13 protein-coding genes are annotated in these 14,083 nt (G+C 73.7%); 8 read left to right on the top strand and 5 right to left on the bottom strand.

Features of this window, described 5'->3' with window-relative positions; all coding sequences use genetic code 11:
• The 5 genes from PSU4_RS23360 to secA form a co-directional block, all read left to right on the top strand.
• Nucleotides 1-339: ATP-binding protein (locus tag PSU4_RS23360; protein ID WP_246115294.1), on the top strand; the 339-nt coding region annotated here is incomplete at its 5' end.
• Complete coding sequence (locus PSU4_RS23355; protein WP_147112425.1) at nt 336-2,135, top strand: LpqB family beta-propeller domain-containing protein; 1,800 nt, start codon at nt 336-338, stop codon at nt 2,133-2,135. The genes PSU4_RS23360 and PSU4_RS23355, both read left to right, overlap by 4 nt.
• A gap of 149 nt (nt 2,136-2,284) precedes the next feature.
• Nucleotides 2,285-3,067: a ComF family protein gene (locus PSU4_RS23350; RefSeq protein ID WP_147112422.1), complete on the top strand. Its 783-nt coding sequence runs from the start codon at nt 2,285-2,287 to the stop codon at nt 3,065-3,067.
• A gap of 321 nt (nt 3,068-3,388) precedes the next feature.
• Nucleotides 3,389-4,114 carry a ribosome hibernation-promoting factor, HPF/YfiA family gene (gene hpf, locus PSU4_RS23345; RefSeq protein ID WP_147112418.1) on the top strand — a complete coding sequence of 242 codons (726 nt, stop codon included), beginning with the start codon at nt 3,389-3,391 and terminating at the stop codon, nt 4,112-4,114.
• 207 nt (nt 4,115-4,321) lie between these two features.
• Entirely contained in the window at nt 4,322-7,198 is a 2,877-nt protein-coding gene (secA, locus tag PSU4_RS23340) for a preprotein translocase subunit SecA (RefSeq protein WP_147112416.1), read from the top strand.
• Between the two features lie 7 nt (nt 7,199-7,205).
• On the opposite strand, the gene PSU4_RS23335 is transcribed toward secA, so the two are convergent.
• Nucleotides 7,206-7,778, bottom strand: coding sequence for an Rv3235 family protein (locus PSU4_RS23335; protein WP_147112413.1), 573 nt, complete (start codon nt 7,776-7,778; stop codon nt 7,206-7,208).
• A 146-nt stretch (nt 7,779-7,924) separates the two neighbouring features.
• Between PSU4_RS23335 and PSU4_RS23330 the strand changes: the two genes are divergently transcribed.
• Both PSU4_RS23330 and PSU4_RS23325 read left to right on the top strand, forming a co-directional pair.
• Nucleotides 7,925-8,356, top strand: a complete 432-nt coding sequence (locus tag PSU4_RS23330) for a MarR family transcriptional regulator (protein WP_147112410.1) — start codon at nt 7,925-7,927, stop codon at nt 8,354-8,356.
• Complete coding sequence (locus PSU4_RS23325) at nt 8,353-8,748, top strand: HAD-IA family hydrolase (protein WP_147112407.1); 396 nt, start codon at nt 8,353-8,355, stop codon at nt 8,746-8,748. Before PSU4_RS23330 ends, PSU4_RS23325 begins: the two co-directional genes overlap by 4 nt.
• Nucleotides 8,749-8,752: 4 nt before the next feature.
• Here the strand turns inward: PSU4_RS23325 and PSU4_RS23320 are convergent, their stop codons facing one another.
• The 4 genes from PSU4_RS23320 to PSU4_RS23305 form a co-directional block, all read right to left on the bottom strand.
• On the bottom strand, nt 8,753-8,971 hold the full coding sequence (locus PSU4_RS23320; protein WP_147112404.1) for an antitoxin: 219 nt from the start codon (nt 8,969-8,971) through the stop codon (nt 8,753-8,755).
• Between the two features lie 44 nt (nt 8,972-9,015).
• Nucleotides 9,016-10,236: an alpha-hydroxy acid oxidase gene (locus PSU4_RS23315; protein ID WP_147112401.1), complete on the bottom strand. Its 1,221-nt coding sequence runs from the start codon at nt 10,234-10,236 to the stop codon at nt 9,016-9,018.
• Nucleotides 10,237-10,245: 9 nt separating this feature from the next.
• Complete coding sequence (wsfD, locus tag PSU4_RS23310) at nt 10,246-11,784, bottom strand: glycan biosynthesis hexose transferase WsfD (RefSeq protein WP_147112399.1); 1,539 nt, start codon at nt 11,782-11,784, stop codon at nt 10,246-10,248.
• A 79-nt stretch (nt 11,785-11,863) separates the two neighbouring features.
• Nucleotides 11,864-12,634, bottom strand: coding sequence for a TrmH family RNA methyltransferase (locus tag PSU4_RS23305; RefSeq protein WP_147112396.1), 771 nt, complete (start codon nt 12,632-12,634; stop codon nt 11,864-11,866).
• A 36-nt stretch (nt 12,635-12,670) separates the two neighbouring features.
• On the opposite strand from PSU4_RS23305, the gene PSU4_RS23300 reads away from it, so the two are divergent.
• The gene (locus PSU4_RS23300) at nt 12,671-14,080 is read left to right on the top strand and encodes a WS/DGAT/MGAT family O-acyltransferase (RefSeq protein WP_147112393.1); all 1,410 of its coding nucleotides are present in this window, start codon (nt 12,671-12,673) and stop codon (nt 14,078-14,080) included.
• Nucleotides 14,081-14,083: the final 3 nt, after the last annotated feature.

The raw sequence follows: 14,083 nt of genomic DNA, 5'->3' as shown, positions 1-14,083 counted from the left end.
TTCTGGCGGGCCGAGGAGTCGCGGGCCCGGCGCAGCGGCGGCAGCGGGCTCGGTCTGTCGATCAGCCTCGAGGACGCGCGGCTGCACGGCGGCTGGCTGCAGGCGTGGGGCGCCCCCGGGCAGGGCTCGACGTTCCGGCTCACCCTGCCCCGCGAGGTCGGCGGCAAGCTCGTGTCGAGCCCGCTGCCGCTGGGCCCGGAGGGCACCCGGCCCGCCGAGACCAACAGCGTGCCGACCCCGCCCCTCGGCACGCCCATCAGCCAGCTGCGCGAGGCGGCCGACGATGCCGCCGGTGTCCACGGGGCCCCGCCCGCCTACCGCCAGGGGACCCGCCGATGAACGCCCGGACGACCGCGCCCGTGAGCGCCGGGGCGGCCGCGCCGGCGGGTCTGCGGGGGACCGCGCCCCGGCGGAAGCGAGCCGTGCTCGTCGTGCTGCTCGCCGTGCTCGCCGCGGCCGCGTCCGCGTGCGCGACCGTGCCCGGCGACTCCTCGGTCCAGGTCCTGCGCAAGGTCAGCGACGGCGAGGCCCCGCCCGCCCCGCCCGGCCCCGTCGACGGCACGAACCCCCTCGACCTCGTCCGTGGCTTCGTCTACGCCTCCGGCAGCAGCGCCGACCGCCACGGCGCCGCCCGCCGGTTCCTCGCGCCCGAGGCCGGCACCTGGGACGACGGCGCGTCGGTCACCGTGCTCGACGAGCAGTTCGGCACGGTCCCCGTCGCGAGCGGCCCCGACAGTACGACCGTCCGGATCCGCGGCACCCGGATCGGCACGCTGACGAACTCGGGCGCGTTCGAGCCCGACGAGGCCCCCGTCGAGGCCGACGTCACCGTCGTGCGTCGCGACGGCCAGTGGCGCATCGCCTCCCTCCCCCCGGGCGTCTTCGTCCGGCTGTCGGACCTGCGGTCGAACTACCGCTCGATCAAGGTGTTCTTCGTCGATCCCGTCCGGTCGACGGTCGTGCCCGATCTGCGCTACCTCCCGGCGGTGCCCGCGAAGGCCCAGGCGGCGCGCGCGGTCGACATGCTGCTCGACGGACCGTCCGCGGCGCTGGCCGGCGCGGTCGCGAGCCGGCTGCCCGAGACCGCGTCGCTCACCTCCAACGTCACCGAGACCGCCGACGGTGGGCTCGTCGTCGACCTCACCGGCGTCGGCACCCTCGACGACGCCGGGCGTCGTCTGCTCGCCGCCCAGGTCGTGCTGACGTTGTCCGAGGTCAACGCCTCCCGCGTCCGGTTGTTGATCGACGGCGCCCCGGTCCTGCCTGCGACGCTCGACGTCACCCGCGCCGACGTCGCCTCGGCCGCCGCCGACGCCGCCGACGCCGGTGCCCCGCAGCAGCCTGCGCTGGTGGCGGCGGGTGGTCGCGTCCGGAAGCTCGGCGGCGACGATCCCGGCGGCGTCGTCGCCGGCCAGATGGGCAACGGCGCCTTCGACATCGCCTCGGCCGCCGTCACGATCGACGGGGGCCGCCAGGCGGTCGTGTCCCGGGAGGGCGGCCGCAGCCGGCTGATCGTCGGCGAGGGGGACAAGCCGTTGCAGGCCACCGAGGTCACGGGCGCGGTCCTGACCCGGCCGACGTGGGCGCCGGGTGGCACGGAGGTCTGGACGGTCGCCGATGGCACGACCGTGTCGCGGGTCGTCCTCGACCCGGGCGCGCCGCCGCGGCGTGCGCCGGTCGACGCGTCGGCACTCACCGCGGCGGGCGGGTCGATCACCTCCTTCCGGATGTCGCGCGACGGCATGCGTGTCGCCGCGGTCGTGGGCGGGCGGGTCGTGACCGCGTCGGTGGCGCGGGCGTTCGACGGGTCGGTGACGTTGCGAGGTGCCCGGCTGCTGCGACCGGGCGAGCTCGGCGACGCCGTCGCGGTCGACTGGAGGTCGACCGACACGGTCGTCGTCGTGAGCGCACGCAGCGACCGGGCGGTGTCGCTGGTGTCGGCCGACGGGCTCGCGCTCGACTCGGTGTCGGGCAGCAACCTGACTCCGCCGCTGCGGGCGGTGGCGGCCGCTCCCAACCGGCCGTTGCTCGTGGTGGACCAGGGCGGTGTGTGGAGCTTCTCGGGCGGGCAGCTCGACACGTGGCGACTGGTGGCGGGCGGGATGCCCGACGCGGTGCCCTTCTATCCGGGCTGATCGTCCGCGCCGTTCCGTTGTAGCGGTCCGCAGGCGGCGCCACCGCAGTTGTCCACAGGGTCGGTCGGTAAGCGCGTGCTTGTGGACAACTCGGGCCGCACAGGGCGGAGCGCGTCCCGGCGGTCGGCGCGGCCCGGCACGCTCGGGCCATGACCGTCTCCCGATCCGCCGGCCTCCTGCCCGCGCTGCTCGATCTGCTGCTCCCCGGCGGTTGCGGCGGCTGTGCCGCACCGGGTGCCGGCTGGTGCGCGACGTGCGCGGACCGCACCGGCCCGCCGCGCTGGACCCGCGGACGTGGTGGGCCACCGGTGCTCGCGGCCGGGCGCTACGGCGGCCCGCTGCGGCAGGCGCTGATCGTCTACAAGGAACGCGGCCGCCGGGACCTCGCCCCTGTCCTCGCGGGCCTGCTCGCCACCGCGCTGGCCACGGCGATGCCGCCCGCGACCTGGCCCGGTCCGGCATGGACGGGTGCGCGGGGTCGCCCGGTCCGCTGGCTCGTCCCCGCCCCGTCCCGCGCGGGCGCGGCCCGCGACCGCGGGGGAGACCACGTCCTGCGGCTCTGCCACCGGCTGGCCGCGCTGCTCGCGCGCGACGGACACGAGGTCGCGGTCGCGCCGGGGCTCGCGCTGGCGGGCGGGGTCGCCGACTCGGTCGGTCTCGACGCCGCGCAGCGCGCCGCGAACCTGTCGGGCCGCCTGCGCACGGTCGGGTCGGGGCTGCCGCCACCGGGTGCGCGGGTCCTGCTCGTCGACGACGTGATCACCACGGGCGCGACGTTGCGCGCCTGCCGGCACTCCTTGGAGGCCTCGGACGTTGTCCCGGTAGCGGCTCTGGTGTTGTGCGACGCGACAACGGGGTACAGACCGGATGACCGCACCGGCGGTGGACGAGAAGGGTGGACACCGTCGGGGAGGGCCGAGGAGCGGAGGTGATCCGGGATGCCGGCGACTCCTCACGGACGCGTGTCGGAGGCTCCGGTCGGAGCAGGGTCGACGACGTTCGGCGACCGCACGAACACCAGACGTTACCGCCTGGGACGGGTGCTGGGAATGTCATTCGCCGATACCACACAGGTCAGCGACTCCGTCGAAGGACCCCTGTTGCCGAATCGTGATCCGGGCTACGGTGCTCTCCCAACAGTCCCCGTCCCCCTTCGGGAGGTACGTCTGACGCCGTGTCAGTGACCGGGGGACCGAGTCCCCGGCCACTTCGCCAGCCCCGTCGAATCGACGTCGAAAGCGAGGGATGTCCTAGTGGAGATCGTCGTCACCGGCCGCAATGTCGAGGTGCCGGACCACTTCCGGGTCCATGTCACCGACAAGGTCGGTCGCCTCGAGCGGTACGACCACAAGATGATGGGAATGCACGTCGAGCTCTTCCACGAGCCGAACCGCCGGCAGCTCAAGACCTGCCAGCGGGTGGAGATCACCGGTCGCGGCGGTTGTGGGACCGTCGCCCGCGCAGAGGCGACGGCGAAGGACTTCTACGCCGCCCTGGACCTCGCGATCTCCAAGCTCGAGGGCCGACTCCGCCGGTCTCACGACCGTCGCAGGATCAGCGGTCGCCGCGCTCGCGCGACGGCCGGCCGCGGCGGCACGACCATCACCGAGGAACTGCCCGACCTCATGGTCGAGGAGCTGCCCACCGGCGAGATTCCGATACCCGCGCCCCGGGCCCACGACGAGCACCTCAACGGCCACCACGGCGAGGGCGACCTCGCCGAGCGCGAGATCGCGGAGGTGGAGGCGCTGGCCGCCGCGTACAACGGTGACGGCGCCGACGATCCCGATCCGTGTCCGGGCCGCGTGGTCCGTCGCAAGGTCCACACCTCGCAACCGATGACCGTCGACGACGCCCTGGCCCGGATGGAGCTGGTCGGGCACGACTTCTACCTGTTCTCCGACTCCGACAGCGGCGAACCGAGCGTCGTCTACCGGCGCCGCGGTTACGACTACGGACTCATCCGACTCGGCACCTGACACTCCACGACGATCACCGGCGGGGGTGGTCCGGCCGCACCGACGTGCGTGCCGGGCCACCCCTGTCGGCGCTGCGGGGCCGCCGTGTCGCGGGTGCCTCTACCATGGGGCGAGCCGGGCTGCGGTCCGGCGCCCGCCCTGTGGGCCCGCAGTCCGCCCGTGCCGTGTCTCAAGTGCCCGTGCCGCGATCGTGAATGAGGTCGACCAGTGTCGTTCCTGAACCGTCTGCTCCGAGCCGGCGAGACGAAGCAGGTCAAGCGGCTGGCCCGGATCGCCGACCACGTCGACTCGCTCGAGGCCGGCTTGAAGGACCTGACGGACGCGGAGCTGCGGGCCAAGACCGACGAGTTCCGGGAGCGCTTCTCCGACGGCGAGTCGCTCGACGACCTGCTTCCCGAGGCGTTCGCCGTCGTCCGCGAGGGCGCGAGCCGCACGCTGGGTCAGCGGCCCTACCCGGTGCAGATCATGGGTGGTTCCGCGCTGCACCTGGGCAACGTCGCCGAGATGCGCACCGGTGAGGGCAAGACCCTGACGTGTGTGCTCCCGTCGTACCTGAACGCGATCGCCGGGCAGGGCGTCCACGTCGTCACGGTGAACGACTACCTGGCCAAGCGCGACGCGGAGAAGATGGGCCGCATCCACCGTTTCCTGGGGATCACGGTCGGCGTGATCCTCTCGGAGATGACGCCCGCGCAGCGGCGCGAGCAGTACGCGTGCGACGTCACCTACGGCACCAACAACGAGTTCGGCTTCGACTACCTGCGCGACAACATGGCGTGGAAGCAGGACGACCTCGTCCAGCGCGGCCACTTCTTCGCGATCGTCGACGAGGCGGACTCGATCCTCATCGACGAGGCCCGTACCCCGCTGATCATCTCCGGTCCGGCCGAGCAGAGCGCCCGCTGGTACCAGGAGTTCGCGCGGATGGCCCCGATGTTCCAGCGCGACGTCCACTACGAGGTCGACGAGCGCAAGCGCACCGTCGGCGTCACCGAGGAGGGTGTCGAGCTGGTCGAGGACCAGCTGGGCATCGACAACCTGTACGAGGCCGCGAACACGCCCCTGGTCGGCTACCTGAACAACGCCATCAAGGCCAAGGAACTGTTCAAGAAGGACAAGGACTACATCGTCCGCGACGGCGCGGTGATGATCGTCGACGAGTTCACCGGTCGTGTGCTGGCGGGCCGCCGCTACAACGAGGGCATGCACCAGGCTCTGGAGGCCAAGGAGGGCGTCGAGGTCCAGGCCGAGAACCAGACGCTCGCGACGATCACGCTGCAGAACTACTTCCGGCTTTACGACAAGCTCTCCGGCATGACCGGTACCGCCCAGACCGAGGCGGCGGAGCTGCACCAGATCTACAAGCTGGGCGTCGTGACGATCCCGACGAACCGGCCGATGGTCCGTCAGGACCAGGGCGACGTCATCTTCAAGACCGAGAAGGCGAAGTTCGCCGCGGTCGCCGAGGACATCGCCGAGAAGTACGAGCAGCGCCAGCCGGTGCTGGTCGGTACGACGAGCGTCGAGACGTCGGAGTACCTGTCGAAGCTGCTGGTGCAGCTCCAGGTGCCGCACGAGGTCCTCAACGCCAAGCACCACGAGCGTGAGGCGGCGATCGTCGCGCAGGCGGGTGTGCCGGGCGCGGTCACCGTCGCCACGAACATGGCCGGTCGCGGTACCGACATCATGCTGGGCGGCAACCCCGAGTTCATCGCCGATCTGGAGCTGCGGGCGCGGGGGCTCGACCCGGTGTCGACGCCGGAGGAGTACGAGGCGGCCTGGGACACGGCGCTGGCGGAGGCCGAGCAGCAGGTCGTGGCGGACGCGGAGGCGGTCCGCGACGCGGGTGGCCTCTACGTGCTGGGCACGGAGCGGCACGAGTCGCGGCGTATCGACAACCAGCTGCGTGGTCGGTCCGGGCGTCAGGGCGACCCGGGTGAGTCGCGGTTCTACCTGTCGCTGGGCGACGAGCTCATGCGCCGCTTCAACGGCCAGCTCGTCGAGTCGATCATGAACCGGCTCAACCTGCCCGACGACGTCCCGATCGAGGCGGGCATGGTCACCAAGGCCATCCGGTCGGCGCAGACGCAGGTCGAGCAGCAGAACTTCGAGATCCGCAAGAACGTCCTGAAGTACGACGAGGTCCTCAACAAGCAGCGCACCGTGATCTACGACGAGCGCCGCCGCGTGCTCAACGGCGAGGACGTGCGCGACGAGGTCCGCAACATGCTCGACGACGTCGTCACGGCCTACGTGCGCGGGGAGACGTCGGAGGGGTACGCCGAGGACTGGAACCTCGACCGGTTGTGGACGGCGCTGCGCACCATCTACCCGGTGTCGTTGCGCTGGAAGGACCTGGTCGACGACGGCGACATGGACGACCTGACGTCGGAGGCGCTGCTCGCGGAGCTGCTGCCCGATGCGCGGGAGGCCTACGAGAAGCGCGAGGCCGAGATCGACACCCTGATCGGCGAGCAGGGCGGCATGCGTGAGCTGGAGCGCCAGATCCTGTTGCAGGTCATGGACCGCAAGTGGCGCGAGCACCTCTACGAGATGGACTATCTCAAGGAGGGCATCGGCCTGCGGGCGATGGCCCAGCGCGACCCGCTGATCGAGTACCAGCGCGAAGGTTTCGACATGTTCTCCCGGATGCTCGAGGGCATCAAGGAGGAGACGGTCGGCCACCTGTTCCAGGTGGAGGTGCAGGTCGCGGAGCCGGAGCCCGTTCCGGCGCCGGTGCCGGACGCGGCGGCGGTCACCCGCGAGGTGCCGGTGCAGCCGGCGCGCAACGGTGCGACGAACGGCAACGGCCGCCCGCGCAACGGCCGTCCGCAGCCCGACGACGACGCGACGACGGTGCTGCCCGCGGTCTTCGGTGGGCCGCAGCAGCGGCAGCCGGAGAACCTGCGCTACAGCGGTCCCGACGAGGACGGCGGCGAGGCGGTCCGTGGCGGCAGCGGTGGCGGTGCCAACGGCGGTGGTCGCCGGCCGACGAAGCCGCAGGGCGGCGGGGGCCAGGGCAACCGGTCGGAGCGCCGGGCGGCGCAGCGGCAGGCGGAGAAGGCCCGCCGGCGCGGGAACTGACCGGCGCTCAGCCGAGCCGGAGCGCGACGCACGTCCAGCGTGCGTCGCCCTGTCCCGGTGCGTGCCGGCCGGGGGAGAGCAGCTCGAAGCGGCAGGCCATGGCCCGGACGCGCCGGCCGAAGCGGCACACGGCCGCGACCTCGGCGACGCCGTCGGCGGGCCGGTCGATGCGCAGCGAGCAGACGCGGTCACCGGTGGCGGCGCCCGCCGGGCGGCGGGTGCCGACGGCGCGGCGCAGGTCGGCGCGGTGGGTGGCCGCGGCGGCGTAGCGCTGCACCTGGGGTGCGGCGATGCGGGCCAGCCGCAGCGCCGGTACCCGGCCGCCGACGACCTCCAGGATCAGTCCGACGGACTCGCCGATCGCGCGTCGTTCGGCCAGGTCAGCGGCCCGTGCGGCCCGGACGACGGCGGGGTCGGGGGCGGGCGGCTCCGGCACCGGGACGACCGCGGCGCCGGGCCACCACGCGTCGACGGCGGGGCGCGGCAGTGGAAGCGGCCAGATCGGCTCGGGGTCGGGCTCGTGCTGCAGGACACGGATGCGGAAGCTCCTGCGCGGCGGCCCGTCGACGGAGGTGGTCACGTCGCGAAGCATCGGCGCCGGCCCGCTGCGGGCGGGCCGGTTCGGACCGGTACGCCGGCATACGGTGCGCCGCCGCACGAACGCGAGCGTGAACACCCTTTCCGGAACGGCGACGACGGAGGACCGGCGGCGGCTATGGTCGGCCGGTGTCGATCTCCACCGGAACGACCCGGCGCCCGGGTCTCGACCTGCTGCTCGTCCGGGCGGGCCGCGAGGTCGAGCGCCGGCGCCGCGCCAGCGCAGCGGCCCACGGCCTGAGCACCACCGGACTGGCTGTGCTGCATGCACTTCTCGGCGTCCCGAGCGCGTCGCACCGTGACCTCGCGGGCGCGGTCGGGCTCACCCCGGCCACGTTGACGCCGGTGCTCGACGCCCTCGACGCCCTCGACGCCGACGGTCTCGTCACGCGGGAACGCGACGGCCGGGACCGGCGGGTCGTGCGGATCGCGGTCACCGCGGCGGGGCGGACCCGCTCGGCGGCCGCCACGGCGGCGGTGGACCGTGACGTCGCGGCGTGGCTGCCCGCCGCACCCCCGGAGCTGCGTGGCTACCTGACGCGGATCGCGGAGCAGCGGTGACCGGGACGTTGCGGGGCCTGATCCTCGACGTCGGCGGCGTCCTCACCGACGGCCCGCCGGTCACCGACCTCCCGGCCCGGTCGCGCGCGGTCGGGGTGCGGACGGCGTTGCTGACCGACGCGTCGTCGGTGCCGCCGGAGCTGGCGGCGCTGGTCGACGTCGTGCGGCTGGGTTGCGACGGGCCCCGCAAACCGCATCCGGAGGCGTTCCGGGCGGCTGCGGCAGCACTGGGGGTGCCGATCGAGCAGTGCGTGGTCGTCGACGATGCGGAGGCCAACGTGCGCGGGGCACGGGAGGCCGGTGCGGTCGTCGTCAGGCATGTCGACGCCGACGCGACGGTGCTCGAGGTGGAGATCCTGCTGGACCTGCACCCCGAGCGCCGCGGGAACTGACGCGTCAGGCGCCGGGCGGGGGCGGCTGCTCCTCGGGGGCCGGCGCCGGGGCGGTGGTGTCGCCGTCGCCCGTGGCGCCCTTGGCCTTGCCGACGACCCCGTCGATCTGGTCGTCGTGTCCCTCGAAGCGGCCCTTGGCGGCCTCGCCGGCCTTGTCGAGGCCCTGGTCCACCTTGTCGTCGTGCTGGTTCAGCAGGTCCTTGGCCTTGTCGATGAGTCCCATGCGCAGCACTGTGGCCCCCTCGCGCCCGTCCCGCCACCCGGGGTTCACCCGTTCGGGCGAAGGTGGACGTGCTCCGGACGGAGGTCGTCGACGCGGGTGACGCCCATGAGCGCGAGGGTGCGTTCGATCTCGCCGCGCAGGATCGCCACGGTCTTCTCGACACCGCGGCGCCCGCCGGCCATCAGCCCGTAGAGGTAGGCGCGGCCGACGAGGGCGGCCTCGGCGCCCAACGCGATCGCGGCGACGATGTCGGCGCCGTGGGTGATCCCGGTGTCGACGAGGACCGCGGCCTCGCCGCGCAGCTCGGCGACGGTCGGCTCGATGAGCTCCAGCGGGACCGGTGCGCGGTCGAGCTGGCGGCCGCCGTGGTTGGACAGCAGGACGGCGTCGGCGCCGGCGTCGACGACCCTGCGCGCGTCGGCGACGGACTGGATGCCCTTGATCATGAGCGTGCCGGGCCAGGCCCCGCGCAGCCACTCGACGTCGGCCATGGTCAGGGCCGGGTCGAACACCTTGTTGATCATCTCGGCGATGGTGCCGTCGGTGCCCTGCAGGTTGCTGAAGGCCAGCGGATCGGTGGTGAACATGTCGAACCACCAGTGCGGGTGGCGGGCGCCGTCGAGGAAGGTGCGCAGGCTCAGCGAGGGCGGGACGGTGAGGCCGTTGCGGACGTCGCGCAGCCGCGCCCCGCCGACGGGAGTGTCGACGGTGAGCATCAACGTGTCGTAGCCGGCGTCGGCGGCACGTTGCACGAGGTCCTTGGCGTGGGCGCGGTCGCGCCAGAGGTAGAGCTGGAACCAGCGCCGCACGTCCGGGGCGATGTCGACGATCTGCTCGATCGTCGTCGTGCCCATCGTGGACAGGGAGAACGGGATGCCGACCTCCTGCGCGACCGACGCCACCGCACGCTCGCCCTCGGTGTGCATCATGCGCGTGAACCCGGTGGGGGCGAACGCGAACGGCAGCGTGGAGCGCTGTCCGAGGATGGTGCGGGAGGTGTCGATCTCGGAGACGTCGCGCAGCACGGTGGGCGTGAACTCGACGCGGGCGTAGGCGTCGCGGCAGCGGGACAGGCTCAGCTCGCCGTCGGCGGCGCCGTCGGTGTAGTCGAACACGGCACGGGGGGTGCGGCGGCGGGCGATGGCACGCAGGTCGGCGATGTTCGCGGCGCGGGCGAGGCGGCGTTCGGTCGCGTCCCAGCGGATCGGTGCCGGTCGCAGGAGCGGCAGGATCTCGGCGGGTTTCGGCATGCGACGGTGCACCATTTCCTCACCCTAGGCATCTGCGCGGTGGCCCTGAACCCTGAGGAGGTGGTCGACGACGGCGGCGGCGAGCGTCGCGACCAGGGCGAGGACGGTGGTGTCGACGAGGTAGGCCGCGAGCCAGACGTGTTTCGCGATCTCGAAGTAGCCGTCGCCGAGCACAGCGAGGGCAGCCAGCGCGAGCGACGTGGCCGCGCACAACCCGCCGATGCGGGCTGCAGCTGTCGCCGCCGGGAACCGCCGCCGCACCGGTGCGGCCATTGTCGCGACGCCGACGGCCAGGCCGGCGAGCAGCACCGCCGAGGGCCACCACGGCGCGGCCATGGTGGCGAGCCACATGCGCAGCGCGGCGGCGTCGGACCCCTCGGGCCCGGTCACGACGCCGTCGGACGGGGCGACGGTGGGCGGGGTCCAGGGCGCCGACGGCAGGTAGTCGACGCCGCGGCCCTGCGTGGCCTGCACCGACACCCCGACCGCGCGCAGCAGCGCCGCCGGGTGCGTGGCGAGCTCGCGCAGCGCGGCATCGCGGACGGCGTCGGGGTCCGCGGTGATGACGGCCTGGCCGGGCAGGTCCGGGTCGGCCCGCGGGAAGTACGTGGTGCCGGAGCGGTGCGCGGCCGCGGGAGGCAGCCCCAGCCGGGCGACGGCGTCGGGCCCGACCTCGGGCAGCACGGTGGAGAACACCAGGTCGGTGGCGTTGACGCCGGCGTAGTGGCGGGCCTGCCACTGCGACGTGGCGACGGCGGGACCGGCCGAGAGGCCGACGAGCGCGACCACGGCCGCGATGCCCGTGAGCCGTCCGCGCACACCGCGGGACCCGACGGCCGTCACCAGGCACAGCACACCGGCCGCGGCGAGCAGGGGCAGGTAGCCCGACTTCGCGGTACCGGCCAGGACGCCCCCGCTGACGACGAGCGCGAGCGCGACGACCCGCTCGGCCCTGTCGTCGCGCCGGGTCACGGCCACCACGACGGCCCCCATGAGCAGCACGGACGTGCCGACGAGCCCGGCGGGCTCGCTGTAGGTGGAGATCAGGAACCGGCCGAACGCGGGCTCGGCGAGCGGCAGCACCGGGACGGCGAGCAGCGCGGCCCGCCGGGGCCCGCGGGCCGAGGCCGCCCACGCGGCGAGCGCGGCCGCGCCGACGACCGCGACGAGGTAGGCCCAGCCGAGCGTGGTGAGCGACCAGGTGCCCGGCCCGGCGGGCGTGACGGCGCGCAGCACCACCAGCGCCGACGACGGCAGCGGGTCGGCGCAGGCGCGCCCGCCGGTCGCGAAGTCGAGGACGACACCGCCCTGCCACGCCGACTTCCCGGACGGGGTGAGCGGGTCGAGGCCCGCGCCGCACCAGAGCCGGGCGCCGTCGCCGTTGTCGCCCGCCCCGGCCGGGGCGCCGAGCAGCAGGCCCGTCGACAGGCCCAGCGCGAGGAACGCGGCCAGCGCGGTGACCGCGGCGGGCAGCGCGCGGGGCGTCGTCGAACGAGGGACCGGGACGGCCGCCGCGGCGGGTTCGGCGTGCATCGACGTCACGGACCCCAAAAGAGCAGACACGGACCCCATGGGAGCAGACACGGACCCCATCGGAGCAGACACGGACCGTGAGGCCCGGGACCGTCACTCACGGGGTGTGTCACCGTCGTCGGCGCAGCAGCTCGTAGGCCGCGACGGCGCCGGCGCTCGCGACGTTGAGCGACTCGACGCCGCCGAACATCGGGATGGCGAGCGTCCCGTCGAGATGTTCCCGGACGTCCCCGGACAGACCGTCGGTCTCGTTGCCCAGCACCAGCGCGACCCGCTCGGGCAGCTCGGCCTCGAGCAGCGAGTCCCCACCGGCGGCGAGCCCGAACACCGCGAAACCCTTGGCGCGCAGGGTGGCACAGCCCTCGGCGGCGGTCGACGACCGCAGCACCGGCGCCGAGAACGCGACGCCGGCGGACGCCTTGATCACCAACGGGTCGATGGACGGGACCCCGCGGCGCGGGACGAGCACGCCGTCGAGACCCGCGGCGGTGGCGCTGCGCAGGATCATGCCGACGTTGGCGGGGTTGGTGACGGCGTCGAGCACGAGCACCGAGGCGCCGCGGCGGGTGCCCAGGTCGGCGACGAACTCCTCGACGGGCGCCATCCGCGGGGCGACGACGTCGGCGAGCACGCCCTGGTCGTGGCGGCCGTTGCCCGCCAGCACCTTCACCCGGTGCGCCGACGCCGTCTGCACCGGCACCCCCCGCAGCCGGGCGGCGTCGCGGATCGCGCGGACCGGCTCGCCCCGGGAACCCTCGGCGAGCACGACCTTGTCGACGCGCAACGACTCGTCCTGCAACGCCTCCAGGACCGGCTTGCGGCCGTACACCGTGATGAAGGTGTCCTTGGGCGATCGGGTCGATGAACGCGGTTCGGGCACGACAGAAGCGTCCCACGCGACCGTAGGATCACCGGCATGCCGCCCCGGCTCTCCGCGCTCGACGCCTCCTTCCTGTACCTGGAGGAGGCGTCCACGCCCATGCACGTCGGCGGCGTCGCCGTCTTCGAGCGGCCGAAGGCGGGGTTCGACTACGACGGCCTGGTCGACCTCATCGAGCAGCGCATCGCCCTCGTGCCGCGCTACCGGCAGAAGGTCCGCCACGTCCCGGGCAACATCGCCCGCCCGGTGTGGGTCGACGACCAGGACTTCGACATCGCCTACCACGTCCGGCGCTCGGCGCTGCCGCGTCCGGGGTCCGACGAGGCGCTGGCCGAACTGGTGGCCCGGCTGATGTCGCGCCCACTCGACCACACACGCCCGCTGTGGGAGATGTACCTGGTCGAAGGGTTGGCCGACAACCGGGCGGCCGTCATCACCAAGACCCACCAGGCGATGGTCGACGGGATCAGCGCCATCGACATCGGCCAGGTCATCCTCGACGTCTCCCCGGACCCCCGCGAGGTCCCCGAGGAGCTGTGGATGCCCCACCCGGAGCCGAGCGCCCCGACGCTCCTGCTGGAAGCGTTGGGGGACATGGTGTCCCGGCCGCAGGAGCTCGTCGAGAACGTGCGCACCGCGACGGGCGACGCCATCGCCACGGCGGGCAAGGTCGCCGGGGTCGCGACGACGCTGCTCACCATGGCGCGCACCGCGTCCCGGCGGGCCCCGGGCACGCCGCTCAACGTCGACATCTCCACGCAGCGCCGGTTCGCGGTGGCCCGCACCGACCTGCAGGCCTACCGCCGGATCCGCGCCGCGCACGGCTGCACCGTCAACGACGTGGTGCTCAGCGTCATCTCCGGTGCACTACGCGACTGGCTGCTCTCCCGCGGCGAACCGGTCACGGCGTCGGCGTCGGTGCGGGCGATGGTGCCGCTGTCGGTGCGCGGTGAGGCCGACGTGCCCAGTTCCGCGACGGCGGGGTCGCTGGGCAACCGGGTGTCGTCGTTCCTGGTCGACCTGCCCGTCGGCGAGGCGAGCCCGCTCGTGCGGCTGCGGCACGTCTCGCACGCGATGGCCGAGCACACCGCGGGCGGCCAGTCGGTGGGCGCGGACACGTTGGTGCGCATCGGCGGGTTCGCACCGCCGACGCTGCACGCACTCGGCGCCCGCGCGGCGAGCGGGTTCTCCAAGCGCATCTTCAACCTGGTCGTGACGAACGTCCCCGGCCCGCAGTTCCCCCTCTACGCGGCGGGTGCGCGCATGCTGGAGATGTTCCCCGTCGTGCCGCTGGCCAAGGGACAGGCGCTGTCGATCGGCCTGACCAGCTACGACGGCGGGGTGTACTACGGGTTCAACGGCGATCGCGACGCGATGCACGACGTCGACGTGCTCGCAGGCCTCGTGGACGAGGCGCTCGACGAACTGCTGGCCACCGCCGGCTGACGA

This window comes from Pseudonocardia sulfidoxydans NBRC 16205, from assembly GCF_007989085.1.
GTDB lineage: Bacteria > Actinomycetota > Actinomycetes > Mycobacteriales > Pseudonocardiaceae > Pseudonocardia > Pseudonocardia sulfidoxydans.
This window is presented reverse-complemented; position numbering and strand designations above follow the sequence as displayed.

Bases quoted from the DNA above. Each gene is read 5' to 3' on its own strand.
- PSU4_RS23355 (WP_147112425.1), top strand. From the start codon at position 336: ATGAACGCCCGGACGACCGCGCCCGTGAGCGCCGGGGCGGCCGCGCCG.
- PSU4_RS23350 (WP_147112422.1), top strand. From the start codon at position 2,285: ATGACCGTCTCCCGATCCGCCGGCCTCCTGCCCGCGCTGCTCGATCTG.
- PSU4_RS23320 (WP_147112404.1), bottom strand. From the start codon at position 8,971: ATGGGACTCATCGACAAGGCCAAGGACCTGCTGAACCAGCACGACGAC.
- PSU4_RS23315 (WP_147112401.1), bottom strand. From the start codon at position 10,236: ATGGTGCACCGTCGCATGCCGAAACCCGCCGAGATCCTGCCGCTCCTG.
- PSU4_RS23300 (WP_147112393.1), top strand. From the start codon at position 12,671: ATGCCGCCCCGGCTCTCCGCGCTCGACGCCTCCTTCCTGTACCTGGAG.